At 73.1% G+C, this 22303-nt stretch carries 20 protein-coding genes; 8 read left to right on the plus strand and 12 right to left on the minus strand.

Annotated elements, in window-relative coordinates; genetic code table 11:
- Positions 1 to 10 precede the first annotated feature (10 nt).
- Positions 11 to 1300 (plus strand): serine hydrolase, encoded by a 1290-nt coding sequence (locus J3P41_RS17385; protein WP_210651862.1) that lies wholly within the window; start codon positions 11 to 13, stop codon positions 1298 to 1300.
- Positions 1301 to 1313: 13 nt separating this feature from the next.
- Here the strand turns inward: J3P41_RS17385 and J3P41_RS17390 are convergent, their stop codons facing one another.
- The 5 genes from J3P41_RS17390 to J3P41_RS17410 form a co-directional block, all read right to left on the minus strand.
- Complete coding sequence (locus J3P41_RS17390) at positions 1314 to 2711, minus strand: metallopeptidase TldD-related protein (protein WP_210651863.1); 1398 nt, start codon at positions 2709 to 2711, stop codon at positions 1314 to 1316.
- Positions 2711 to 4231, minus strand: coding sequence for a TldD/PmbA family protein (locus J3P41_RS17395; RefSeq protein WP_210651864.1), 1521 nt, complete (start codon positions 4229 to 4231; stop codon positions 2711 to 2713). The genes J3P41_RS17390 and J3P41_RS17395 overlap by 1 nt, the downstream gene beginning before the upstream one ends.
- A gap of 17 nt (positions 4232 to 4248) precedes the next feature.
- Entirely contained in the window at positions 4249 to 7182 is a 2934-nt protein-coding gene (locus tag J3P41_RS17400; protein WP_374192897.1) for an AAA family ATPase, read from the minus strand.
- A gap of 47 nt (positions 7183 to 7229) precedes the next feature.
- Positions 7230 to 8420, minus strand: a complete 1191-nt coding sequence (locus J3P41_RS19380) for an exonuclease SbcCD subunit D (protein ID WP_210651866.1) — start codon at positions 8418 to 8420, stop codon at positions 7230 to 7232.
- 69 nt (positions 8421 to 8489) lie between these two features.
- Positions 8490 to 9317 (minus strand): formate dehydrogenase accessory sulfurtransferase FdhD, encoded by an 828-nt coding sequence (locus tag J3P41_RS17410; protein ID WP_307862056.1) that lies wholly within the window; start codon positions 9315 to 9317, stop codon positions 8490 to 8492.
- Between the two features lie 174 nt (positions 9318 to 9491).
- Here J3P41_RS17410 and J3P41_RS17415 point away from each other — a divergent pair, with 174 nt between their 5' ends.
- Together J3P41_RS17415 and J3P41_RS17420 are read left to right on the plus strand one after the other, a co-directional pair.
- Positions 9492 to 9635 carry a hypothetical protein gene (locus J3P41_RS17415; RefSeq protein WP_210651867.1) on the plus strand — a complete coding sequence of 48 codons (144 nt, stop codon included), beginning with the start codon at positions 9492 to 9494 and terminating at the stop codon, positions 9633 to 9635.
- Positions 9636 to 9697: 62 nt separating this feature from the next.
- The gene (locus J3P41_RS17420; protein WP_210651869.1) at positions 9698 to 10132 is read left to right on the plus strand and encodes an OsmC family protein; all 435 of its coding nucleotides are present in this window, start codon (positions 9698 to 9700) and stop codon (positions 10130 to 10132) included.
- Here the strand turns inward: J3P41_RS17420 and J3P41_RS19065 are convergent.
- From J3P41_RS19065 to J3P41_RS17435, 3 genes are read right to left on the minus strand one after another with little or no spacing between them, the layout of a single operon-like run.
- On the minus strand, positions 10119 to 10856 hold the full coding sequence (locus J3P41_RS19065; protein WP_210651870.1) for a peptidylprolyl isomerase: 738 nt from the start codon (positions 10854 to 10856) through the stop codon (positions 10119 to 10121). The genes J3P41_RS17420 and J3P41_RS19065 overlap by 14 nt on opposite strands.
- A gap of 25 nt (positions 10857 to 10881) precedes the next feature.
- Positions 10882 to 11721, minus strand: coding sequence for an aldo/keto reductase (locus tag J3P41_RS17430; RefSeq protein WP_210651871.1), 840 nt, complete (start codon positions 11719 to 11721; stop codon positions 10882 to 10884).
- Between the two features lie 46 nt (positions 11722 to 11767).
- Positions 11768 to 12190 carry a hypothetical protein gene (locus J3P41_RS17435; RefSeq protein WP_210651872.1) on the minus strand — a complete coding sequence of 141 codons (423 nt, stop codon included), beginning with the start codon at positions 12188 to 12190 and terminating at the stop codon, positions 11768 to 11770.
- Positions 12191 to 12273: 83 nt separating this feature from the next.
- On the opposite strand from J3P41_RS17435, the gene J3P41_RS17440 reads away from it, so the two are divergent.
- Positions 12274 to 13482: a radical SAM protein gene (locus J3P41_RS17440; protein WP_210651875.1), complete on the plus strand. Its 1209-nt coding sequence runs from the start codon at positions 12274 to 12276 to the stop codon at positions 13480 to 13482.
- Here J3P41_RS17440 and J3P41_RS17445 read toward each other — a convergent pair.
- From J3P41_RS17445 to J3P41_RS17455, 3 genes are all read right to left on the minus strand, one after another.
- Entirely contained in the window at positions 13470 to 14075 is a 606-nt protein-coding gene (locus J3P41_RS17445) for an SGNH/GDSL hydrolase family protein (protein WP_210651877.1), read from the minus strand. The two genes, J3P41_RS17440 and J3P41_RS17445, sit on opposite strands and share 13 nt — an antisense overlap.
- A 483-nt stretch (positions 14076 to 14558) precedes the next feature.
- The gene (locus J3P41_RS17450; RefSeq protein WP_210651879.1) at positions 14559 to 14768 is read right to left on the minus strand and encodes a sigma factor-like helix-turn-helix DNA-binding protein; all 210 of its coding nucleotides are present in this window, start codon (positions 14766 to 14768) and stop codon (positions 14559 to 14561) included.
- Positions 14769 to 14828: 60 nt separating this feature from the next.
- Positions 14829 to 15257: a hypothetical protein gene (locus J3P41_RS17455; protein ID WP_210651880.1), complete on the minus strand. Its 429-nt coding sequence runs from the start codon at positions 15255 to 15257 to the stop codon at positions 14829 to 14831.
- Positions 15258 to 15405: 148 nt separating this feature from the next.
- Between J3P41_RS17455 and helR the strand changes: the two genes are divergently transcribed.
- Positions 15406 to 17592, plus strand: coding sequence for an RNA polymerase recycling motor ATPase HelR (gene helR, locus J3P41_RS17460; protein WP_210652211.1), 2187 nt, complete (start codon positions 15406 to 15408; stop codon positions 17590 to 17592).
- Between the two features lie 98 nt (positions 17593 to 17690).
- Positions 17691 to 18482 (plus strand): Fpg/Nei family DNA glycosylase, encoded by a 792-nt coding sequence (locus J3P41_RS17465; protein ID WP_210651882.1) that lies wholly within the window; start codon positions 17691 to 17693, stop codon positions 18480 to 18482.
- 10 nt (positions 18483 to 18492) lie between these two features.
- Here J3P41_RS17465 and J3P41_RS17470 read toward each other — a convergent pair whose 3' ends face one another.
- A complete protein-coding gene (locus J3P41_RS17470) occupies positions 18493 to 20853 on the minus strand; it encodes an excinuclease ABC subunit UvrA (RefSeq protein WP_210651884.1) in 2361 nt (786 codons plus the stop codon).
- Between the two features lie 151 nt (positions 20854 to 21004).
- On the opposite strand from J3P41_RS17470, the gene J3P41_RS17475 reads away from it, so the two are divergent.
- Positions 21005 to 21487 (plus strand): pyridoxamine 5'-phosphate oxidase family protein, encoded by a 483-nt coding sequence (locus J3P41_RS17475; protein ID WP_210651885.1) that lies wholly within the window; start codon positions 21005 to 21007, stop codon positions 21485 to 21487.
- Positions 21488 to 21503: 16 nt separating this feature from the next.
- A complete protein-coding gene (locus J3P41_RS17480) occupies positions 21504 to 22298 on the plus strand; it encodes a hypothetical protein (RefSeq protein WP_210651886.1) in 795 nt (264 codons plus the stop codon).
- The last annotated feature ends 5 nt before the right edge of the window (positions 22299 to 22303 follow it).

The raw sequence follows: 22303 nt of genomic DNA on the forward strand, positions 1-22303 counted from the left end.
GGTCGTTCCCGTGAGCGACCAGCGGCAGCGCCTGCTCGACGTGGCCCAGGCCGAGGGCCGGCTGACGTCCGTGGTCGGCGCGGTCTTCGACCGCTACGGCGCGGTGTGGGCCGGCGGGGCCGGCGACGCTCCCGGGCTCGACGGCCAGTACCGGATCGGCTCCATCACCAAGACGATCACCGCCGTCCTGGTCATGCAGGCGCGCGACGCCGGCCTGCTCGACCTCGCCGATCCCCTCTCCGCGCACCTCGGCGACGTCGGCTACGGCGAGGTGACGATCCGCGACGCGCTCGCGCACGCCTCCGGGATGCAGAGCGAGCCCCGGGGACCGTGGTGGGAGCGCACCCGCGGCGGCGGCTTCGAGGCGCTCGTGGCCGCCAACGACGGCAGCGGGCGCGTCGCGGGGGCGGGGCAGTGGTTCCACTACTCCAACCTGGGCTACGGCCTGCTGGGCGAGGTGGCGGCGCGGCGGCTGGGCGCGCCGTGGCGAGACCTCGTGGCGGCGCGGCTGCTGCGGCCGCTGGGCATGCGCACGACGTCGTACCTCCCGCGCCCGGGAGCCCAGCCCGGCTGGAGCGTCGACCACTTCACCGGGATCCGGGTGCACGAGCCGCTCACCGACACCGGCGCGATGGCTCCGGCGGGGCAGCTGTGGTCGACCCTGGCCGACCTCGTGACCTGGGGCCGGTTGCTCGGCGGCGGACACCCGGAGATCCTGGCTCCCACCACGCTGGAGGAGATGCAGCGCCCGGTCACCCCGGACTACGGACTGGGGCTGATGCTGGGCGTGCACCCCGGCGGACGGCTCGTCGGCCACATCGGGTCGATGCCCGGCTTCCTGGCCGCGCTCCACGTCGACCCGGACAGCGGCATCGGCGCCGTGGTGCTGACCAACGCCACGACCGGCGTCGACCCCCGCGCTCTCGCCGTGTCCCTGATCGACGGCGACCCCGACGCCGCGGACGAGCGGCCCGCACCGTGGACGCCCACGACCGTGCTGCCGACGCAGGCGCGCGGCGTGCCCGGCGTGTGGTTCTGGGGCAACTCCGCCTACGACGTGCGCTGGCACAACGACGGCCTCGAGCTGCGGCCGATGGCCGGCCGCTGCGGCGTGGTCACCGACCGCTTCGAGGTCGTCGACGGCACCCTGCTCGGCGTCGCCGGCTACCACCGCGGTGAGCGGCTCGAGGTCGTGCACCGCCCCGACGGGTCGGTCCGCAACCTCGAGTGCGCGACGTTCGTCTACACACGCATCCCCTACGACCCCGACGTCGAGATCCCCGGGGGACACCCGCGCTGACGCGCTGCCGGACTCAGACGCCCTGCGACACGCTCGACATGTTGAAGTCGGGGATCCGCAGCGCCGGGGTGGCGGTGCGGGAGAAGTAGTCGTCGCCCCACTCCCGGCTGAAGCTCGGCACCGACTCGGTGGCGGCGCTGAACCGGTTGAGCAGGTCGATCGGGCTCTCGTTCCAGCGGAAGTTGTTCGCCGCCCCGACGATCTCGCCGTCCTCGACGACGTAGACGCCGTCGCGGGTGAGCCCGGTGAGCAGCATCGTCTGCGGGTCGACCTCGCGGATGTACCACAGGCAGGTCAACAGCAGCCCGCGCTGGGTGCCGGCGACCAGCTCGTCGATCGTGCCGGCGCCGTCACCGACCTCCAGGACGAGGTTGTCGATCATCGGGGTGACCGGCTGCCCGGTCAGGCCGGCCGAGTGGCGGGTCTGCAGCAGTCCGGTGAGCAGGCCGTCGCGGATCCAGTCGGTGCGCTCGAGCCCGAGGCCGTTGTCGAAGACCGAGTCGGTGTTGTCGGACGCGCCGGCGATCACGAACGGGGCGCACTCCAGACCGGGATGGGCCGGGTCGCTGAAGAGGCTGACGCCGGGTGCGGCGACCTTGTCGCCGATCCTGGTCCCGCCGCCGCGGCGGCTGTAGACCGACTCGCCCTCGTGGGCCACACGGGCGCCGGCGCCCCAGTAGGCGTCGATCATCAGGTCCGCGACCGACGACGGCGGCAGGATCGTGTCGTAGCGGCCGGCGGGCAGGTCGACCCGGCGCTCGGCCCAGGCGAGCCGCTGCGCGACGGTGGCCGCCATCGCAGCGGCGTCGACGTCGCGAAAGTCGCGGGTGGCCCCGCCCGTCCAGGCGCTGCGCGTCAGCGAGGTGTCCTTGCCGGTGCACGCGTAGTGGCCGGTCGGCTGCACGTGCCGCAGGCGCAGGCCGCGGGTCGAGCCGAGGTAGGTGGTGGTGACGTCGTGGTTGACGAAGCCGTAGAGGAGCCGGTCCTCGGCGCCGGCCTGGCGGAACGCCTCGCCGAGGGCGGGGGCGAAGGCGTCGTAGACGCCGATGTCGGTGGTCGCCGGCTCGGTGTCCCAGTCCGGGGAGGTGGCGGCGCCGACCAGCTCGGCGGCGTCCTCGGCCGGTGAGCCCGCGCGGGCGGCGGCGTCGGCGGCCGCGACGAGCGCGCCGACCTGGTCGGTCGTGGACGCGCTGCCCGACACCGAGCCGGTGGCGACGCCCCCGGCGACGGACGCGAAGCTGATGACGGTGACCGAGAGCTCGGTCATCACGCCGTTGGTGGTCAGGGTGTTGTTGGCCCAGCGCAGATTGGCGCTGGTGACGTCGCGGACGATCGCGATGCAGTCGTCCGCCGTCGAGGTCGCCAGGGCGTGCTCGACCAGCTGCTGTGCGGTGCTGCGCATGGACGTCATCAGTGGCCTGCCTCGTCGATGGTGTTGAGGATGTTGACGCCGCGGAACAGCGCGCTCGGGCAGCCGTGGCTGACCGCGGCGACCTGGCCCGGCTGGGCCTTGCCGCAGTTGAACGCACCGCCCAGGACCCAGGTGTCCGGGCCGCCGACGGCCTCCATGGAGCCCCAGAAGTCGGTGGTGGTCGCCTGGTAGGCGACGTCGCGCAGCATCCCGTCCAGCTTGCCGTCGGTGATCTTGTAGAACCGCTGGCCGGTGAACTGGAAGTTGAAGCGCTGCATGTCGATCGACCACGACTTGTCGCCGACGACATAGATGCCGCGCTCGACGCGAGAGATCAGGTCGTCGGTGGTGAGCCCGTCGGTGCCGGGCATGAGCGACACGTTGGCCATCCGCTGGATGGGGATGTGCCCTGGGGAGTCGGCGTACGCGCAGCCGTTGGAGCGCCCGTCGTTGAGCTCGGGCTTGAGGTGGCCCATCGACCGGTCGAGCTGGTAGCCGACGAGCACGCCGTCGCGCACGATGTCCCAGCTCTGGGTCTGCACGCCCTCGTCGTCGTAGCCGACGGTCGCCAGGCCGTGCTCCTGGGTGCGGTCGCCACGGACGTTCATCACCGGCGAGCCGTAGCGCAGGGTGCCGAGCTTGTCGTACGTCGCGAAGGAGGTGCCGGCGTAGTTGGCCTCGTAGCCGAGTGCCCGGTCCAGCTCGGTGGCGTGCCCGATCGACTCGTGGATCGTGAGCCAGAGGTTGGAAGGGTGAACGACGAGGTCGTACGAGCCGGCCTCGACGCTCGGCGCCTTGAGCTTCTCGGCGAGCAGCTCCGGCACCTCGGCGAGCTCGGCGTCCCAGTCCCAGTGCGAGCCGGTGAGGTACTCCCACCCGCGCCCGACAGGAGGTGCGATCGAGGCCATCGAGTCGAAGATGCCGCTCTGGGCGTCCTCCCCGGTCGCCTCGAAGCCCGGCTGGAGGCGGACGCGCTGCTGGGTGGTGCGGGTGCCGGCGAGGTCGGCGTAGTACTTGTTCTCCTGCACCTGCTGCAGGAAGGCGGTGGCGTGCGCGACGGCCGCGCCCGCGCGCAGCCGCTCGGTCCAGTCGACCAGCAGCGCCGCCTTCTCCGGTGTCGGCACGTCGAGCGGGTTGGTCTCGTAGTCGGAGATCCAGGTGACGTCGTCATAGGTCTGCTCGGGGGCGAGCTCAACCGGCGTCGTCGTCATCGCCGCGGCCACCCGGGCCACCGACACGGCGGTCTCCGCGACCCGGCGGGCCTCGGCGTCGGTCAGGACCACGCCGGACGCGAAGCCCCACGCCCCCTGGTGCACCACCCGTACCGCGAAGCCGAGGTCCTCGGCGTCGCTGGCCGTCTGGAGGACACCGTCGCGCGCCCCGAGGTATTGGTAGCGGTTGCGCTCGAACCGGAAGTCGGCGTGACTGGCGCCGAGCTCCTCGGCCCGGGCGAGGGCCACCTCGCCGAGCCGCCGGTGCGGCAGGTCGTGGAAGGACGGGTCGAGCCCGGGCGCACTCATGGGACGAACCTAGCGGTTCAGCCCAGTCGCAGCGTCGCGCTGCTGCCCTGACGACCGCGGTGCACCCGCAGCTGGGCCGGGATGCGGGTCTGCAGCTCGGGCACGTGGCTCACGACGCCCACCACCCGCCCGCCGTCGCGCAGCGTGTCGAGCGTGTCCATGACGTCCTCGAGGGTCTCCGAGTCCAGCGAGCCGAAGCCCTCGTCGACGAACAGCGTGTCGAGGTCGGTGCCGCCGACCTCCTGGGTGATCACGTCGGCCAGTCCCAGCGCCAGCGCCAGGGACACCACGAACGTCTCGCCCCCCGACAGCGTGGCGGGGTCGCGGGTGTCCCCGGTCCAGTCGTCGCGTACCAGGAGGCTGAGGCCCCCGCGGGTCTCGCCGGCCCCGCGGCGGCCCGTGTGCACGAGGGAGTAGCGCTGGTCGCTCATCGTCGACAGGCGCACGTTGGCCGCCTCGACGACCTGGCCGAGGCGGTGGGCGAGGACGTAGGCCGACAGGCGCATCTGGAACCGGTTGTCGGGATGCTTGCCCTCCACGAGGGACGACAGGTCGGCGACCAGGTCGAGCTCGGCGCGCGCGGGCAGCCACTGGGCCAGCGCCTGCTCGACCTCCTGCGTGAGGCCGCGCAGGCGGCGTACGCGCTCGCGCAGCCGCGCGTCGGCCTGTCGCGCCGCGGCTGCGTCCGCCCGGGCGCGGTGGTGTGCTCGCGCGAGGGCTTCGAGATCGGGCGCCTCGGTGGCGGCGGCGTGGACCAGGGCCGGGTCGGCGAGCAGCTCGTCCAACCGGGCGAGCTCGCGCTCGTGGCGCTCCACCTCCTGCCGCAGCGCCTCGACATCGTCGGCCGGCAACCACGCCGACGCGGCGTCCGCGGAGGAGGCGAAGCCCGCGCCCGCCGCCACGTCGTCGGCGGCCTGCCGCGTGCTTGCGGCAGTCGTGCGTGCCCGGTCGAGGTCGGCGGTGACGGTGGCGTGCTGCTCGGCGAGACGCTCGACCTGCTGGTGGAACGCGGTCAGGGCCTCCGGGTCGGCGTCCGGGGGCACCACGGCCGCCACCTGCTCGCGCACGTCGTCGAGACGCGAGGCCAGCACGGCGGCCTCGGTGGCGTGCTGGGCCGCGGTGGCGGCGAGGGTCTCGCGCAGCCGGGACACCTCGTCGAGCTCGGCCCGCAGGGCGTCGACCCGCGCGGCGCGAACCTCGAGCGTCGCAGCCTCGGCGGCCGCCGCCTCGAGGCGTGCCCGGGTGTCCTCCTGGGCGTCCAGGAGGCGGTCCACGGGGGCGCCGGCCTCGGTCCGGGCGGCCGCCAGCTGTGCCTCGAGACCGCGCAGCTGCTGGCCGTGGGCCTCGACGACGACCTCGAGGTCGTCGACCTCGCGCCGTGCGTCCCGCTCGGCGGCCTCGTCCGGGGCGCCCGGCGCGGCCGACGCGGGAGAGGGGTGCTCGGCTGAGCCGCAGACGGGGCAGCACCCTCCGACGGCGAGCCGTCCCGCGATCTCGGCAGCCATCCCGTCGAGTCGCTGCTCGCGGATCTGCACCAGCGCCTCGCGCGCGACGAGGCGGGCCTCGACGGCCTCGGCGAGCGCTCGCTCGGCGGCGAGGACCCGGTCGGCGAGCGTGTCCGCGGAGCGGGCGGCGCGCAGACGCGTGTCCAGCACCACCAGGTCGCCCTGGAGCGCCTGCGCCTGCGCGGCGGCCTCGCGGGCGGACGCCAGCTCCGGAGCGAGCTGTTCGAGGAGGGCCGGGATCTCCGCGGCCCGCGCCTCGCTGCGCGACACCTCGCCGGCCGCCTCCTCCTGCGCGCGAGCGGCCCGGGACAGCTGGCGCTCGAGGTCGTGGACCTGCTGTCGCAGGGGGCGGACCCTGGCGAGCTCGCCCAACGTCCGGGTGGCGGTGCGGCCGTGCTCGGCGATCTGCTGGTCGTCGAGCGCGTCCTCGCCCAGCAGTCGGCCGAGGGCGTCGCAGGTCGCGTCGCTGCGCACGGCCAGCGCGTCGGCGTGTGCCTCCGCCTCGACGGCCAGGTCGTGGAGGGGGCGTACGGCGGCGGCACGGCGAGCGGTCTCGACGCGCTCGCGCCGGGCCTGATGGTCGCGGGCGCCGGCCTCGAGGGTGTCGCGGTCGCGACGGGCGGCGGCGTAGGTGGCTCGTAGCCCGGCGAGCGCGATGCCGTCGGTCGACGCCTGCTCGGCCGCCTCCTCGGCCGTCGTCGCGGCCGAGACCTCGGCAGCCTGCGCCGTCGCTGCCCGGTCGGTCGCCGCGAGGAGCTCGGCGAGCCACTCGTGAAGAGCGTCCGGGTCGCTCGCCCAGTCGTGGGGCGCGGGGTCGCCGGCCACCTCGCTGACCCTGCTGACCAGGTCGGAGACGGCGTGCTGGTGCGCCTGTGCCGAGCGACGCAGCTCGACCCTCCGGTCGCGCAGCCACCGCTCGGCGCGGTCGAACCGCTCGGTCTGGAAGACCTGCTGGAGCAGGGTGTGCCGTTCGTATGAGCGCGCCCGCAGGAAGGCCTGGAACCGGCCCTGCGGCAGCATCGCGACCTGGCAGAACTGCGGAAGCGTCATGCCCACCAGCCGGGTCACCAGGTGGCCCGTCTCGTCGAGGCGGGTGCTGAGCGGGTGCCAGGCGTCGGGCCCGTCAGCGGTGGGGCGGCGCTCCGAGATCGCCACCCTGGCCTGCTCGGTCGTCGTCCCGGACCCGCGCTTCTTGGGCCGGATCCAGGCCGGCGAGCGGTCGATGCGGAAGCGTCGTCCGGACAGGGTCGCCTCGAGCACTACGCGCGGTGCCACGTCGTCGGCGGCGTGGTCCGAGCGCAGGCGTTTGGCGGCGGACCGGTCGCCCGGCACGTCGCCGTAGAGCGCGAAGCACACCGCGTCGAGGACGCTGGACTTGCCGGCTCCGGTGGGGCCGCTGAGCAGGAACAGGCCGGCCTCGGAGAGCGCGTCGAAGTCGATGCGCACCGGATCGGCGAACGGGCCGAAGGCGACGACCTCGAGGTGGTGCAGCCTCACCGGGCGTCACCGTCCGCCGCGGCCCGGGACGGCCCGCCGACCAGGACGTCCCGGTCCGGGTCGTGGCAGCAGGCGTCGATCGCCTCGCGGAGCAGGGCCGACTCGCCCTGGGTGGCCGCTGCGCCGCGCACGTGGCGCACGAAGTCGAGCGCGATGGTGTGGTCGCTGGTGCCGCTCGCCGGGCGTGCCGGCACCGGGTGCTCGGTGACCGGAGCCGCGAACTGCAGCACCAGGGTGTGCGGGAAGCGCCGCCGCAGCTGCTCCATGGCGCGCGCCGGTCGCGGCACGTCGGTGAGGGTCACCTGCACCCAGTCGTGCTCACGGTCGGTGAGGGAGGGGTCGGCGAGGAGCTCGGCGAGCGACCCGGCGATCCGCGACAGGCGTCGCGGGACCGGCGCGTCGACCCACCGGGCGCCGGCGAAGCCGGTCGCGTCGAGGTCGACCAGCCAGGAGCCCTTGACCTGGTCGGCCTCGGAGAACGAGTAGGCGAGCGGGGACCCGGAGTAGCGCAGGGAGTCGGTGAGCACGTGGGGACCGTGCAGGTGGCCGAGCGCGGTGTAGTCGATGCCGTCGAAGACGCTGGTCGCGACCCGCGAGACCCCGCCCACGCTGATGTCGCGCTCGGACTCCGACGGTGTCGCGCCGGCGACGAAGGCGTGGGCCAGGACGACGGAGCGGGTGCCCGCCGGGCGCGCGGCCAGGTCGCGACGCACCCGCTTCATGGCCTCGACCAGCGCGGCCTCGTGGCTGCGACGTCCCAGGCGCCACGGCTCGAGCAGTGCGGAGGGGTCGAGGTAGGGGATGGCGTGGATGGCGACGTCGCCGTGTCGGTCGCCCAGCACGACGGCGCTGCCGACCGTGGCGGCGTCGGTGCGCACGAAGACACCGGCCGCGTCCATCAGTCGCGACCCGAACCCCAGCCGCTGCGCGCTGTCGTGGTTGCCGCTGCTGACGACGACGCGCGCCCGCGAGGCGGCCAGCCGGGCGAACGCCTCGTCGGCGAGGGCCACCGCGTCGACGTGGGGGAGCGCACGATCGTAGACGTCACCGGAGACCACCACGACGTCGACGTCCTCCTGCTCGACCACGTCGAGGAGGTGGTCCACGAACGCCGCCTGATGGCCCAGCAGGTCCTCGCGGTGGAAGGACCTCCCCAGGTGCCAGTCGGAGGTGTGGAGGATGCGCACCCGAGGACCGTAGGACGACGTACCGACACTGGCCGGTCACCACGCCGTGCCAGCCGCGGCCGGGCGTCCTCAGGTGTAGCGGACGGTGCGGCGCGGGGAGGTGAAGCCCCACAGCTCGATCTCGGCCTCGCTTGCCAGCCGCGCTGCCAGGCTGGTCGGGGCGCCGACGGCGACGATCGACCCGATGCCGCTCGCAGCGGCCTTCTGGACCAGCTCGAACCCGACCCGGCCGCTGAGCACCAGGCACGCCGAGGCGGGGGAGTCGCCCGCCAGCACCCGGGCGCCGACCACCTTGTCGACGGCGTTGTGCCGGCCCACGTCCTCCCGCACGACGAGCAGGTCGCCGCCGGCGTCGGCGAGCCCGGCGGCGTGGACGCCGCCGGTCTTGGCGAAGAGCGTCTGGCGTGCGCGCAGCGCCTCGGGCAGCCGTCGTACGACGTCCGCGCCGGGACGCTCGCCGGTCCACGGAGAGGCGGCCCGGGTCTGGAGCGCGTCGGCAACGCTGTCCTTGCCGCACACCCCGCACGCCGACGATCCCGCGGACGCGGCGACGTGGCGGTGGGGGACGTCGGCGACGTCGCTCAACGACACCGTCACGACGTTGAACTCCTGATCGGGCGCCAGGTCCTCGTCGGTGCAGTAGGCGACCTGCGCGATGGACCCGGGTGAGGCGATGCCCTCGTTCACCAGCCAGCCGGCCGCGAGCTCGAAGTCGTGTCCCGGCGTGCGCATCGTCACCCAGGCGCGTCGCGGCTCGAGGATCCCGGCGCGAACCCGGATCTCGAGCGGCTCCTCGGTGATCAGCCGGTCCTCGCGAGCTGTCTCATCGTCGATGGTGTGCTCGACGACGCGGGTCCGGACCGATGGCCCGGGACGACGCACACGTTCGCTGGTCACTCCTCGACCTTAGTCCGGCGGTGGTGGCCCGGACTGGGTCAGCGGGTGGCCGAGATCACGCGCGCGCGGATGAGGGTCGTGACCGGATCGTTACCTAAACTGTAAGAGCCGCAACGGGGCGGCTACCTCTTACACTCGCGCAGGGTCCACGGCCCTCGGAAGGACACGACTCCCATGACCACGCAGCTGCACCTCGCCTTCAGCCTCGTCGACGCGCGGGCTCACTCGGCCGAGGACCGTGCGCTCCTGCGTGACGTCGAGATCGCCCGCCGCGAGGAGCGCCGCGCCCGCCGCGCGGCCCGGCGCACGCACCGCTGACCCTTGCGGGTGGACGCGGCCGGGACGTCGGCCGGGTACGCCGCTCTGGCAGGGTGACGTCCATGACCGACGAGACCCTGCGCAGCGTCGAGCTCACCCGGATCGGGCCGGCTCGCTTCAAGGCCACCAACGCACGCGGCGGCGAGACGTTCTTCGGCACCGGGGGAGAGGACCCCGACTTCACGCCGGTGGAGCTGCTCCTGGCCGCCATCGCGGGGTGCAGCGCGCTCGACGTCGAGGCGATCACCCACAAGCGGGTGTCCAGCACGACGTTCGGAGTGCGTGCCGAGGGCCGCAAGGTGCGTGACGAGGACGGCAATCACCTGACCGGGCTGCGCGTCTCGTTCGACGTCGCGTTCCCCGACGGCCCGGAGGGCGACGCCGCGCGCGCGCGCGTCCAGGCCGCGATCGAGATGTCGCGCGACCGGCTGTGCACGGTCTCACGCACCGTCCAGCTCGGCGAGCCGGTGGTGTACGAGCCGGTCAGCCGACCGTGACCGACTCGATGGTGACCTCCTTGTTGGGCTTTCCGCCACCCGCCGGGTTGGACGCGTCGTTGCCCTCGGCGGCGATCTCCTCGATGACCGCCAGGCCGGCCTCGTCGATGGTGCCGAACGCGGTGTAGCTCGGGGGGAACTGCGAGTCGCGGAACACCAGGAAGAACTGCGAGCCGTTGGTGTCCGGACCCGCGTTGGCCATGGCGAGCGTGCCGGCCGGGTAGGTCTCGTCGCCGGTCAGCTCGTCGGCGAAGGAGTAGCCCGCGCCGCCCGTGCCGGTCCCGGTCGGGTCGCCGCACTGGAGGATGCCGAAGCCCTCCTGGTCACCGATGCGGGGGCACGGCGTGTCGTCGTAGAAACCCTGCTCGGCGAGGGAGACGAACGAGTTCACGGTGCACGGCGTCTTCGCCGCGTCGAGGGTGAGCCCGATGTCGCCGAAGTTCGTGGTGATGGTCGCAGCGACGGTGCCCTCGGCCGGCGCCTCGGTGTCCGGCGCCTCCACCTCGCGCGCCGGCTCCTGGCCGTCGGCGGGGTACTCGCAGGTCGTCGTCTCGCCGGCGGGCGACTCCGAGGGCGACTCGGAGGGCGACTCGGAGGTCGACTCGCTCGACTGGTCCGTCGCGGTCTCCACCCCGTCGTCCTCGCTGCCGCAGCCGGCGAGGAGGAGGACGGACAGGCAGGCCAGGGCGGCAGCGGGGCGCTTCAGCGCAGAGACGTGGGGCATGGCGCCGATCGTAGCCAGCGCGCCGTCACATCTCCTCGTGGGTGTCGGGATCGCCGCCGAAGAGCCGGCCGTCGTCCTCGGCGAGGCCGGAGACGGCCGACATCTCCTCGTCGCTCAGCTCGAAGTCGAACACGTCGAGGTTCTGCGCCTGCCGGGTCGGGTCGGCCGACTTGGGGATGGGCAGCGAACCGAGCTGCACGTGCCAGCGCAGGATGACCTGACCGGGGGAGACGCCGTGGGTCCGCGCCGCCGCCGTCACCGCGTCCTCCTCCAGCGGGGCGCGCCGCTTGCCCATCGGGCTCCATGCCTCGGTGCGGACGCCGAGGCGGTCGTGGACCTCGCGCATGCGCGCCTGGGGGAAGCGCGGGTGAAGCTCGATCTGGTTGACCGCCGGCGTGACGCCGGTGTCGTCGATGATGCGGAGCAGGTGCTCCTCGGTGAAGTTGGAGACGCCGATGGTGCGGACGAGTCCGTCCTGCTGCAGCTGGACCAGGGCCCGCCACGCCTCGACGTACCGGCCCTGCCCGGGGTTGGGCCAGTGGATGAGGTGCAGGTCGGTGCGCTCGAGCCCGAGCCGCTCGAGAGACCCGCGCACCGACGCGATGGCGTCGTCGTAGGCGTGGTGGCGCCCGGGGATCTTGCTGGCGACGAGCACCTCGTCGCGGGGGATCCCCGAGCGGCGGATGGCCTCGCCGACCTCGGTCTCGTTCTCGTAGTTCACGGCCGTGTCGAGGAGGCGGTAGCCCACCTCGAGCGCGCTGACGATCGCGGCGGTCCCCTCCTCGCCGCGCAGGGGATAGGTGCCGAAGCCGATGGCGGGCAGGGTGGTGCCGTCGTTGAGCGCGTACGTCGGGATCTGTGCCATGTGCCCACCGTAGGGGAGCGGCCGGCGGGGCCGGCAGGCCCGTCGGTCAGGCGGTGAGGCCGACGATGAGGACCAGCCCGATGAGGGCCGCGGCGCCGAGCCCGTGGCCGAGCAGCACCGGCTTGGGGATCTGCTTCTCGACCACGTGCACGTCGGCCGGGTCGGCCGCCGGCTCGTGCAGGGTGTCGGAGTGGCCGGCGGTGCGCGCCAGCAGGACCAGGCCGCCGGCCACGCTCGCGAGCAGGGAGCCGAGCGTCACCCACACCCACATCTTCAGGTCGGTGAGCAGCCAGGCGATCCACCACGTCGGAGCCACGATGCCCAGCAGCGAGTGGGCGAAGACCACCAGCGACGGCAGGCGGGTGGCCCGCGCGGTGCTGTGCCGCGAGTTCGACGAGGCGACAGACATGAAGAGGTACGAACCGACGACCACCTGCACCACGAGCAGCATCATCACGAGCTTCGACATGCAACCCGGTACCCCGTGCCGCCGCGATCACACGGGACGTGCGGCGAGCGCATGCGGCGCCGCCGGGATGGGAACTCCCGGTGATGCCCGACGACCCCGCGACCGCGGCCGCCGGTCCCGACGTGGACCTCGCGGAGCCGCTCGCCCTCGAGGACGTCTCGCTGCAGCACAGCGCGAGCGGCGAGGAGACGGAGGAGGCCGACCTGTCGGCGCTGGCGCCGCCGAGCCGGCCGGCGCGCCGCTGGGTGCCGAGGCGTGTCGTGGTGACGCCCGCGGCCCTCGAGGAGCCGCACGGGCGCCGCATCGTGGACCGGGTGGAGGCGCTCGGCATCGAGGTCGAGCGGCTGCGCGCCAACAGGCTGACGGGCGTACGCGGGGAGACGGATCGGGAGACGTACGCCCGGGCCAAGTCCACGATGGCCATCGTGGTCAGCCCGCCGAGCCGCCGACGCCTCCAGCCGATCGCCCCGAGTGCGGACTGGCGCGTCGACCTGGCTGAGGGCTGTCCGGCGCACTGCCAGTACTGCTACCTCGCCGGCTCGCTGAGCGGACCGCCGGTGACCCGGGTGTACGCGGACCTCGACGCCATCCTCGACGGCCTCGCCGACTACGTCGGCACCGGGACGGTGACCAGCCGGTCCGCGTCGCGCAGCGAGGAGGGGACCACCTTCGAGGCGTCGTGCTACACCGATCCGCTCGCCCTCGACCACCTCACCGGCAGCTGGCAGCGGGCGATCGAGCACTTCGGGGCGTGGGACGCGCCCGTGCAGCTGCGCTGGACGACGAAGTACGGCGACGTCGACCGCTTCCTCGACCTCCCGCACGCGCGTCGTACGCGGGTCCGGTTCAGCGTCAACTGCCTGCCCGTCACGCGGCGGTGGGAGGGCGGGACCAGCACGCTCGAGCAGCGGCTGGACGCGTTGCGCCGGCTCGCCCTGGCCGGGTATCCGGTCGGCCTGACGATCGCGCCGATCATGCCGCTGGAGGGCTGGCGCGAGCACTACGGGCACCTGCTCGACCTGGCCGAGAGCGCCGTCGACGGAGTGCCGGGGCTGGACCTGACGGCCGAGCTGATCACCCATCGCTTCACCGCCGGCAGCAAGGAGGTGCTGCTCGGGTGGTACCCGCGCACCACTCTGGAGATGGACGAGGCGCGGCGGTCGGTCAAGCGCGGCAAGTTCGGCACCAGCAAGCACGTCTATCCGCGTGAGGTGATGGGGGAGCTGCGGCGGTGGTTCGAGGACGAGCTCGCTCAGCGGTTGCCGCAGTGCCGGGTGCTCTACTGGACGTGAGCCGTGCGCACGGCCGCCTCGACGGCCGGGAGCAGCGCGTCGGCGATGACCGCGTAGCCGGCGCTCGAGGGGTGGAACCGGTCGGCGGAGAACAGCGAGGGGTCCGTCGCGAACGCCCGCGACGCGCGCTGGTCGGGGTCGGCGACGTGGGCGCCCTCCGCCGAGACGGCCGCCACCTGGCGTTCGCGGAAGGCGTCGCCGGCGGCGCGGACGACGGCGCGCATGGCCAGCGGGACGTGCGGGACCGCGCTGAGGTCCGGCGCCGGCGCGACCACCACCTCGCAACCGGCGGCGCGCAGGCGGCGTACGGCGTCCGCGAGCGCGTGCACCGCCCGGTCCACCGGCTCGCGGTGGGTGAGGTCGTTGGCGCCGATGACGATGACGCCGACCGCTGGGGGCCGCCGCAGGGCCGCGTCCACCTGCACGGCGAGGCCCGAGCTGCGGGCGCCCGGGACGGCGTACGTCTCCAGCTCGACGTCGACGTCGCGCAGGCCGAGCCCGCGCACAAGGCGCGGCCCGAGCCGCTCGTGCTCGTGCGCCGCGCCCTGGCCCCAGGCGATGGAGTCACCGAGCAGTGCCATCCGCGTCGTCATGGGGATCAGCAGAACAGGTCTTGCCAAACGAGGGGGGCGTCACCGCGGCAGGCGCAGGGGGTGGGAGAACCGACGCTGAATGACATAATGTCAGTTATCGGCGCTTTGGGCAGAGTCCTGCCGGTGCGGGCGGGCGCAGCCAGATGCAGGGTGTCTGCTCTAGAACTCGTCGAGACCCATGTGCCACGCGACGTGGCGCTCAGTCCACTCGTCGTAGTCGCCCTCAGACGAGGCGACTACCGAGCCGCAGTGACGGCAGACAGCAAGAGACTCCGTAAGGGTCTGCATCCACCCTCGGTCGTTCAAATCGTCAAGGCTCATGCCGCCGGACGGTACAACTCTTCGTCGCGTCTCACAGGCGATCAGACTCAATCACTTGGCCTGTCCAACGCTCAGGTCACGGAACGACCCCATGTCCCACGTTCGCACATCGTGGAAGATCCGTGCCTCCTGGTGACTCGGATCCTCCATGATCCCGCCGAGTCAGGCGGACTTGCCGTACTTCTGGTGCATGGCTTGCTTGCTGACGCCGAGCAGCGTGCCGATCTCGGCCCAGCTGAAGCCGTGCACCCGGGCACGCCGTACGGCTGCCGCCTCGGCCGCCGCCAGCTCGCGCTTGGCCTCGGCGATGCGGACGAGCTCCCCCAGCGGGTCCCGGCTCGACGGTTCCTCGGCGTCCAGTGCGGTGTCCATGACGTCAATCATACTTGACGTTCAACGGTAGTCAACCGCCTGTTGAGCGCCGACCCGGGCTCAGCAGGCGGTCTGGGCGCTGACCACGAACGGCTTCGCCGACGTCTTGACGACGCCTGCGCCCTCGTCGGTCATGTGGGCGATGTCCACGTAGAACAGGCCGTCGGCCGGCAGCTCGTCGTGTTCGACGACGGAGCTGATCTTCCCGGCGCCGACGTACTTGGTGGTGACCAGCGTGCGATCGGGCCGGCCGTTCCCCCGGACGCTGGCGATCCCTGCGCTCACCTTGGCCTCGCCCCGCACGTTGTTCATCCGCACGCGCACGGTTGCCGTGCCGTCGGGGTGGACCTGGGCACAGACCTGTGCGCGAGCGCCCTGCCACGTCAACGCCGTCTCCCAGCCGCGCGCGGCCTGGGCGGGAGCGATGGACACGGTGGTGGCGACCACGGCGCCGGCAACGAGCGTCGCAAGTCCTCGGATGACTGTCATGGGCGGATCATGGCGGGCACCCGCACGAGGGTCAAACCGTCCGGCGCCGGGCTTCGTCGAGTCGGCCCGGACCGCCTCCACTCTCAACGTATAGCCCAGCAGGGGGCTTGCCGCAAGGCCCCACCGCGCCCGCACACTGCTCGCCGTGATGCCGCAGGAGACCCAGCCAGACACCGCGCCGTTCGCCCTCCCCGACACCCTCGCTGCCAAGACCGACCCCGACCTGATCGACACCGACAGGCGGCACTTCCGCGCCGTCGCCGCGAGCCTCGAGCACACGATCAGCCAGCTCGAGGAGACCCTCGCCGAGGCCAGGCGTACGCCGGCCCGCTCCGGCACAGCCGCACTCGAGCGCGACCAGGAGGTCCACCGCCTCACCGCGCGCCTGCGCACCCTGCGCCGCTACGACCTCGACCTGTGCCTGGGCCGGATGGTCCACGAGGGCACCGGCGAGGCGACGTACGTCGGACGCCTCGGGCTCGCCGACACCGACGGTCGGCGACTGCTCGTGGACTGGCGCTCCCCCGCGGCCGAGCCGTTCTTCGCAGCCACCCACGCCCGGCCGATGGGCCTCGCCAGCCGGCGCCGCTACCGCTGGGTGGGCGGCAGGATCGTCGACTTCTGGGACGAGGCGTTCACCGAGGAGGGATTGAGCCATCCCGCCGCCCTCGACGACCAGTCGGCGTTCCTCGCCACGTTGGGCGCCAGCCGCACCCCGCGGATGCGCGACGTGCTCGGCACCATCCAGGCCGACCAGGACGCCATCGTCCGCGCCGGCTCGCGCAACGCACTGGTGGTGGACGGAGGTCCCGGCACCGGCAAGACGGTCGTCGCGCTGCACCGCACGGCCTACCTGCTGTACGCCGACCCCCGCCTGGGGCACCGACGCGGCGGGGTCCTGTTCGTCGGCCCGCACCAGCCCTACCTCGCCTACGTCGGCGACGTCCTGCCGAGCCTCGGCGAGGAAGGTGTGCAGACCTGCACGCTCCGCGACCTCGTGCCCGGGACCGGCGACGCAGGACCCGAGACCGACGAGCGGGTCGCCGCACTCAAGGCCGACCTGCGCATGGTCGCCGCCATCGAGCCGGCGGTCGCGCTCTACGAGGAACCGCCGACCGAGTCCCTCCTCGTCGAGACCCCGTGGGGCGACGTACGCGTCACCGCGGCCGACTGGGCGGAGGCCTTCGACTCCCCCGACCCCGGCACGCCGCACAACCTGGCCCGCGACGACGTGTGGGACGAGCTCCTCACGATCGTCGTCGACCGGCTCCCCGTCGACGACGTCTCCCGCGACCAGGCGCGGCGCGCCCTGGACCGCCACCGCGCGCTGCGCGACGCCTTCGACCGGGCCTGGCCCCTGCTCGAGCACACCGACGTCGTGGGCGACCTCTGGACCGTCCCGGCGTACCTGCGCCACTGCGCGCCGTGGCTGGACCCGGAGGAGGTGCGGCTGCTGCGGCGCCGGGAGCCCGAGGCATGGACGTACGCCGACCTGCCCCTGCTCGACGCCGCGCGGCTCCGGCTGGGCGACCCCGAGGCCTCGCGTCGCCGACGACGTACGCAGAGCGCCGAGGCACGCGAGCGTGCCCGGATGAGCGCGGTGATCGACGACCTGCGCACCACCGCACGCGAGTCGGGAGCCGACGAGTACGGCGACGGGCTGGTGTCCATGCTCGTGCACGACGACCTGCGGACGGCGCTGGTGGACGACGCGGCGCTGCCGGGCGCCGACGCCGACCTGCTGGCCGGGCCGTTCGCGCACGTGGTGGTCGACGAGGCGCAGGAGCTCACCGACGCCGAGTGGCAGATGCTCCTGCGCCGCTGCCCGTCGCGCAGCTTCACGATCGTCGGGGACCGTGCGCAGGCTCGTCGCGGGTTCACCGAGTCGTGGACCGAGCGGCTCGCGCGGGTCGGCCTGCCGGACGCGACCGTCGCTCCCCTGACCATCAACTACCGCACGCCCGCGGAGGTGATGGCCGAGGCCGAGCCGGTGATCCGGGCGGCGCTCCCGGAGGCCAACGTCCCCACCTCGATCCGCGAGAGCGGCGTCCCCGTCCACCACGCGCCCCTCGCCGAGCTGGACTCCGTCATCCGGAGCTGGCTGGCCGGGCACCCCGAGGGCACGGCCGCCGTGATCGCGTCCCACGACGTCCCGCGGCGACCGGGCTGGGGAGATCGCGTCCGCAGCCTCACTGCCGAGCTCGCCAAGGGCCTGGAGTTCGACCTGGTCCTGCTGGTGGACCCCGACTCGCTCGGCGAGGGCATCACCGGCGCGGTCGACCGCTACGTGGCGATGACGCGGGCCACGCAGCGCCTCGTCGTGCTGACGTCATGAGATCGCGCGGTTCGCACCGAGGATTCCCATGACGTCCAGCGGGGGCCGGCACCCGAGGGGTGTGCCCGGTCCTGCCCGCGATGGGCGACGATCGGCGGGTGCCAGAGGGACACACCATCCACCGACTCGCCCGCCGTCACGCGCGGCTCCTGCTCGGCCACGCGGTGACCGCCGACAGCCCGCAGGGCCGGTTCGAGGAGGGTGCGCGCCTGATCGACGGCCGGACGCTCGGCGCCACCGACGCCTGGGGCAAGCACCTGTTCCACCGCTACGACGACCTGTGGCTGCACGTCCACCTGGGCCTGTACGGCACGTTCGCCGACGGCGTGCTGCCCGCTCCCCCGGCCCGCGGCGCCCTCCGGCTCCGCCTGATCGCTGGCGGCCACTGGCTGGAGCTGCGGGGGCCGACGGCGTGCGAGATGCTCACCGACGCGGAGCGCAAGCGGATCCTCGATCGGCTCGGACCGGATCCCCTGCGCCGCCGCCCCGACGTGACGGCGTTCGTCACCCGCGTGCTCGCCAGCAGGGCGCCCATCGCCACGCTGCTGATGGACCAGTCGGTCGTCGCTGGCATCGGCAACGTCTACCGCGCCGAGGTCCTCTACCGCCACCGCCTCGACCCGTTCCGGCCCGGGCGCGACCACGACGCGGCGGTGCTGCACGCGCTGTGGGACGACCTCGTCGTGCTCCTGCGGGCCGGGGTGCGCGCCGGTCGCATCGTCACCACTCTGCCCGCCGACCGCGAGCGCCCGTCGGGCCGCCCGCGCCGGGAGGACGCGCACTACGTCTACCGACGCACCGGCCTGCCGTGCCGGATCTGCAGCACGCCGGTGCAGGACGCCGAGATCGCCGCCCGGCGCCTGTACTGGTGCCCGGTCTGCCAGGCCTGAGCCTCGACCCTCAGGCGCCGACGTACGCCTTGAGGTGCTTGCCGGTGAGCGTCGGCTCGGGTGCTGCCACCATCTCGGCCGGCGTCCCCTCGAACACCACCCGGCCGCCGTCGTGGCCGGCGCCGGGTCCGAGGTCGATGATCCAGTCCGCGTGCGCCATCACCGCCTGGTGGTGCTCGATGACGATGACGGACTTGCCGGAGTCGACGAGCCGGTCGAGCAGGGACAGCAGGTTCTGCACGTCGGCGAGGTGCAGGCCGGTCGTGGGCTCGTCGAGGATGTAGACGTCGCCCTTCTCCCCCATCTGCGTGGCGAGCTTGAGCCGTTGCCGCTCACCGCCCGACAGCGTCGTCAGCGGCTGGCCCAGCGACAGGTAGCCCAGGCCGACGTCGACGAGCCGCTCGAGGATCTTCACCGCGGCGGGGATCTTCGCCTCGCCGTCGCCGAACAGCTCGAGCGCGTCGACCACGGACATCTCGTGGACCTCGGCGATGTCCTTGCCGCCGAGCGTGTGCTCGAGGACCTCGGCCTTGAACCGGCGGCCCTCGCACTCCTCGCAGGGGGACTCCACCGTCGCCATCGGGCCGAGCTCGGTGAAGATCACTCCGGCGCCGTTGCACGTCGGGCAGGCCCCTTCGGAGTTGGCGCTGAACAGCGCCGGCTTGACCCCGTTGGCCTTGGCGAACGCCTTGCGGATCGGGTCGAGCAGCCCCGTGTACGTCGCCGGGTTGCTGCGGCGCGAGCCCTTGATCGCGCCCTGGTCGATCACGATGACCTCGTCGCGGCCGGCCAGCGAGCCGTGGATCAGCGAGCTCTTGCCCGAGCCGGCGACGCCGGTGACGACGGTGAGCAGCCCCAGAGGGACGTCGACGTCCACGTCGCGCAGGTTGTGCGTCGAGGCGCCGCGTACCTCCATCGTGCCGGTCGCCTCGCGCACCGTGTCCTTGAGCCGGGCCCGGTCGTCGAGGTGCTTGCCGGTGATCGTTCCGCTCGTGCGCAGCCCGTCCACGTCACCCTCGAAGCAGACGGTGCCGCCCGCCGCGCCGGCTGCGGGCCCGATGTCGACGACGTGGTCGGCGATGGCGATGGTCTCCGGCTTGTGCTCGACCACGAGGACCGTGTTGCCCTTGTCGCGCAGCTGGAGGAGCAGGCGGTTCATCCGCTCGATGTCGTGGGGGTGCAGGCCGATGGTGGGCTCGTCGAAGACGTAGGTCACGTCGGTCAGCGACGAGCCGAGGTGGCGGATCATCTTCGTGCGCTGCGCCTCGCCGCCCGACAGCGTGCCGGCCGGCCGGTCGAGCGACAGGTAGCCCAGACCGATCTCGGAGAACGAGTCGAGCAGGTGCTGCAGGCCCTTGAGCAGCGGCGCGACCGACGGCTCGTCAAGCTCGCGCACCCAGTCGGCGAGGTCGCTGATCTGCATCTGGCACAGGTCGGCGATCGACTTGCCGCGGATCTTCGACGCACGGGCCTCGGGGGTGAGCCGCGTCCCGTCGCAGTCGGGACAGGTCTGGAAGGTCACCGCCCGGTCGACGAAGCGGCGCACGTGCGGCTGCATGGCCTCGGGGTCCTTGGACAGCAGCGACTTCTGGATCTGCGGGATGATGCCGGTGAAGGTGAGGTTGACGCCCTCGACCTTGAGCTTGGTCGGCTCCGAGTAGAGCATGGTCTCGAGCTGCTTCTTGGTGAACGACCTGATCGGCTTGTCCATCGGCAGGCCCATCCCCTCGAACAACCGGCCGTACCAGCCGTCCATCGAGTAGCCGGGCACCGTGAGCGCGCCGTCGGAGAGCGACTTGTCCGCGTCGTAGAGCGCGGTGAGGTCGATGTCGTTGACCTTGCCCATGCCCTCGCACCGCGGGCACATCCCGCCGAGGTACACCTCCCCCTTGACGACGCTGCGCTCGGTGCGCCCGCCCTTGTCGGTCGTCATCACCCCGCTGGCGCGACGGGTGGGGACGTTGAAGGAGTACGCCGTCGGCGGACCGACGTAGGGGTCGCCGAGGCGGCTGAAGAGGATCCGCAGCATCGCGTTGGCGTCCGTCGCGGTGCCGACCGTCGAGCGCGGGTTGGCGCCCATCCGCTCCTGGTCGACGATGATCGCGGTGGTCAGGCCCTCGAGGTGGTCGACGTCCGGGCGGGCCAGCGAGGGCATGAACCCCTGCACGAAGGCGCTGTAGGTCTCGTTGATCATCCGCTGCGACTCCGCGGCGATGGTCGCGAAGACCAGCGAGCTCTTGCCGGAGCCGGAGACGCCCGTGAACACCGTGAGCCGGCGCTTCGGCAGCTCGACGTCGACGTTCTTCAGGTTGTTCTCGCGGGCGCCCTCGACACGGATCAGGTCGTGCTGGTCTGCCGGGTGCGTGGTCATGGCTGTGCGTCTCCCCTGTCTGCTCCCCCGGCGCCTCCCCGCCCGGTGGCTGCCGGCCATCCTGCCAGTACGACGCCTCCGCGGGGAGGTCTGTGACATCCCCGCCCCGGGGGATGAGGCCGGCGTGCGTCCACCGTGCCATGGTCGAAGCATGACGACCCACGACGACCAGATCACCACCGTTGCCGAGCTGATGCGCCAGACCGACATCGCCGTGCTGACCTACGTCTCGCTCGACGGGGCCCTGGTGTCCACGCCCATGGCCACCCGGGACTTCGCGGACCCGGGCACGACGTGGTTCCTGACCGAGCGCAGCAGCGACAAGGTGCGTGCGATCGAGGCGGACCCCCGCGTCAACGTGTCGTACCACGGCGACTCCGGCTGGGTGTCCCTCTCGGGGACCGCCCACGTCAGCGACGACCGCGCCAAGCTCGAGGAGCTGTGGGACGCCTCGGCGGACACGTGGATGACCGGCGGCCCGCAGGACCCCGGCAACGTGGCGCTGCGCATCGACGGCGCCACGGCGGAGTACTGGGAGTCGCCCGGCAAGGTCACCGCCGCCGTCGAGCTCGTCAAGGGTCTCGTCAGCGACAAGCAGCCCGACATCGGCGACAACGACACCGTCGCGCTCTGACGAGGCCACGCGACCAGTGCTCGTCGACGCGCACGGACCGGACCACGCCGAGTCGGTGTGGCGTCGCTTCATCACGCCGGCGACCTGGCCGGAGTGGGCCCACCTGATCCGTGACGTCGACGTCGCGACGCCTGTGCTCGAGGCGGGCACCACGGGCCGGGTGCACGGACCGCCCGGGGTGGCGGTCGACTTCGAGGTCACGCGCGTGGACCCGGTGCTGCGGACCTGGTCGTGGAGGGCGGGACGCGCCCGCGCGGCTGTGGACATGGACCACCACGTCCTGCCCGCTCCCGGCGGCGGCAGCCGAGCGCTGCTCCGGGTGCCCGGACGGGCGGCCGCGCTGCTGCAGCCCTACCGCCTCCCAGCCGGGGCCGCGCTGCGCCGGCTGGTGGCTCCGTCCCCCGATGGCGCCGCCGAGGAGCCGGTCCGGTCCTTCGGCTTCGCCTTCGCCCCCTCGTACGCCGCCGCCGCCCGCGCCTTCGGCATCACGCCGCGCACCGCGGCCGTCGAGGTCGGCCCGCAGTGGCTGTTCGTGCGTTACGGGCCGTGGCGGTTGGCCACGCCGCGCAGCAACGTGGCCTCGGCAGAGGTGACCGGTGGGTTCGCCTGGGCCAAGACCGCCGGGCCGCCGCACCTGTCGTTCAGCGACCGCGGCGTCTCGTTCACCACCAACGGCGACGCGGCGCTCTGCCTGACCTTCCACGAGCCGGTTCCCGCCATCGACCCGACGGCGACTGTCACGCATCCCAGCGCCACCCTGTCGGTGGCCGAGCCCGAGCTCCTGGCCGAGGCACTGGGCCTACGCGTCTGACCTGC

The organism is Nocardioides sp. SYSU D00065, from assembly GCF_017916425.1.
GTDB lineage: Bacteria > Actinomycetota > Actinomycetes > Propionibacteriales > Nocardioidaceae > Nocardioides.

Bases quoted from the DNA above. Each gene is read 5' to 3' on its own strand.
- J3P41_RS17415 (WP_210651867.1), top strand. From the start codon at position 9,492: ATGACCACGCAGCTGCACCTCGCCTTCAGCCTCGTCGACGCGCGGGCT.
- J3P41_RS17450 (WP_210651879.1), bottom strand. From the start codon at position 14,768: ATGGACACCGCACTGGACGCCGAGGAACCGTCGAGCCGGGACCCGCTG.
- J3P41_RS17470 (WP_210651884.1), bottom strand. From the start codon at position 20,853: ATGACCACGCACCCGGCAGACCAGCACGACCTGATCCGTGTCGAGGGC.
- J3P41_RS17420 (WP_210651869.1), top strand. From the start codon at position 9,698: ATGACCGACGAGACCCTGCGCAGCGTCGAGCTCACCCGGATCGGGCCG.
- J3P41_RS19065 (WP_210651870.1), bottom strand. From the start codon at position 10,856: ATGCCCCACGTCTCTGCGCTGAAGCGCCCCGCTGCCGCCCTGGCCTGC.
- J3P41_RS17440 (WP_210651875.1), top strand. From the start codon at position 12,274: ATGCCCGACGACCCCGCGACCGCGGCCGCCGGTCCCGACGTGGACCTC.
- J3P41_RS17445 (WP_210651877.1), bottom strand. From the start codon at position 14,075: ATGACGACGCGGATGGCACTGCTCGGTGACTCCATCGCCTGGGGCCAG.
- helR (WP_210652211.1), top strand. From the start codon at position 15,406: ATGCCGCAGGAGACCCAGCCAGACACCGCGCCGTTCGCCCTCCCCGAC.
- J3P41_RS17390 (WP_210651863.1), bottom strand. From the start codon at position 2,711: ATGACGTCCATGCGCAGCACCGCACAGCAGCTGGTCGAGCACGCCCTG.
- J3P41_RS17435 (WP_210651872.1), bottom strand. From the start codon at position 12,190: ATGTCGAAGCTCGTGATGATGCTGCTCGTGGTGCAGGTGGTCGTCGGT.
- J3P41_RS17395 (WP_210651864.1), bottom strand. From the start codon at position 4,231: ATGAGTGCGCCCGGGCTCGACCCGTCCTTCCACGACCTGCCGCACCGG.
- J3P41_RS17430 (WP_210651871.1), bottom strand. From the start codon at position 11,721: ATGGCACAGATCCCGACGTACGCGCTCAACGACGGCACCACCCTGCCC.
- J3P41_RS17475 (WP_210651885.1), top strand. From the start codon at position 21,005: ATGACGACCCACGACGACCAGATCACCACCGTTGCCGAGCTGATGCGC.
- J3P41_RS17455 (WP_210651880.1), bottom strand. From the start codon at position 15,257: ATGACAGTCATCCGAGGACTTGCGACGCTCGTTGCCGGCGCCGTGGTC.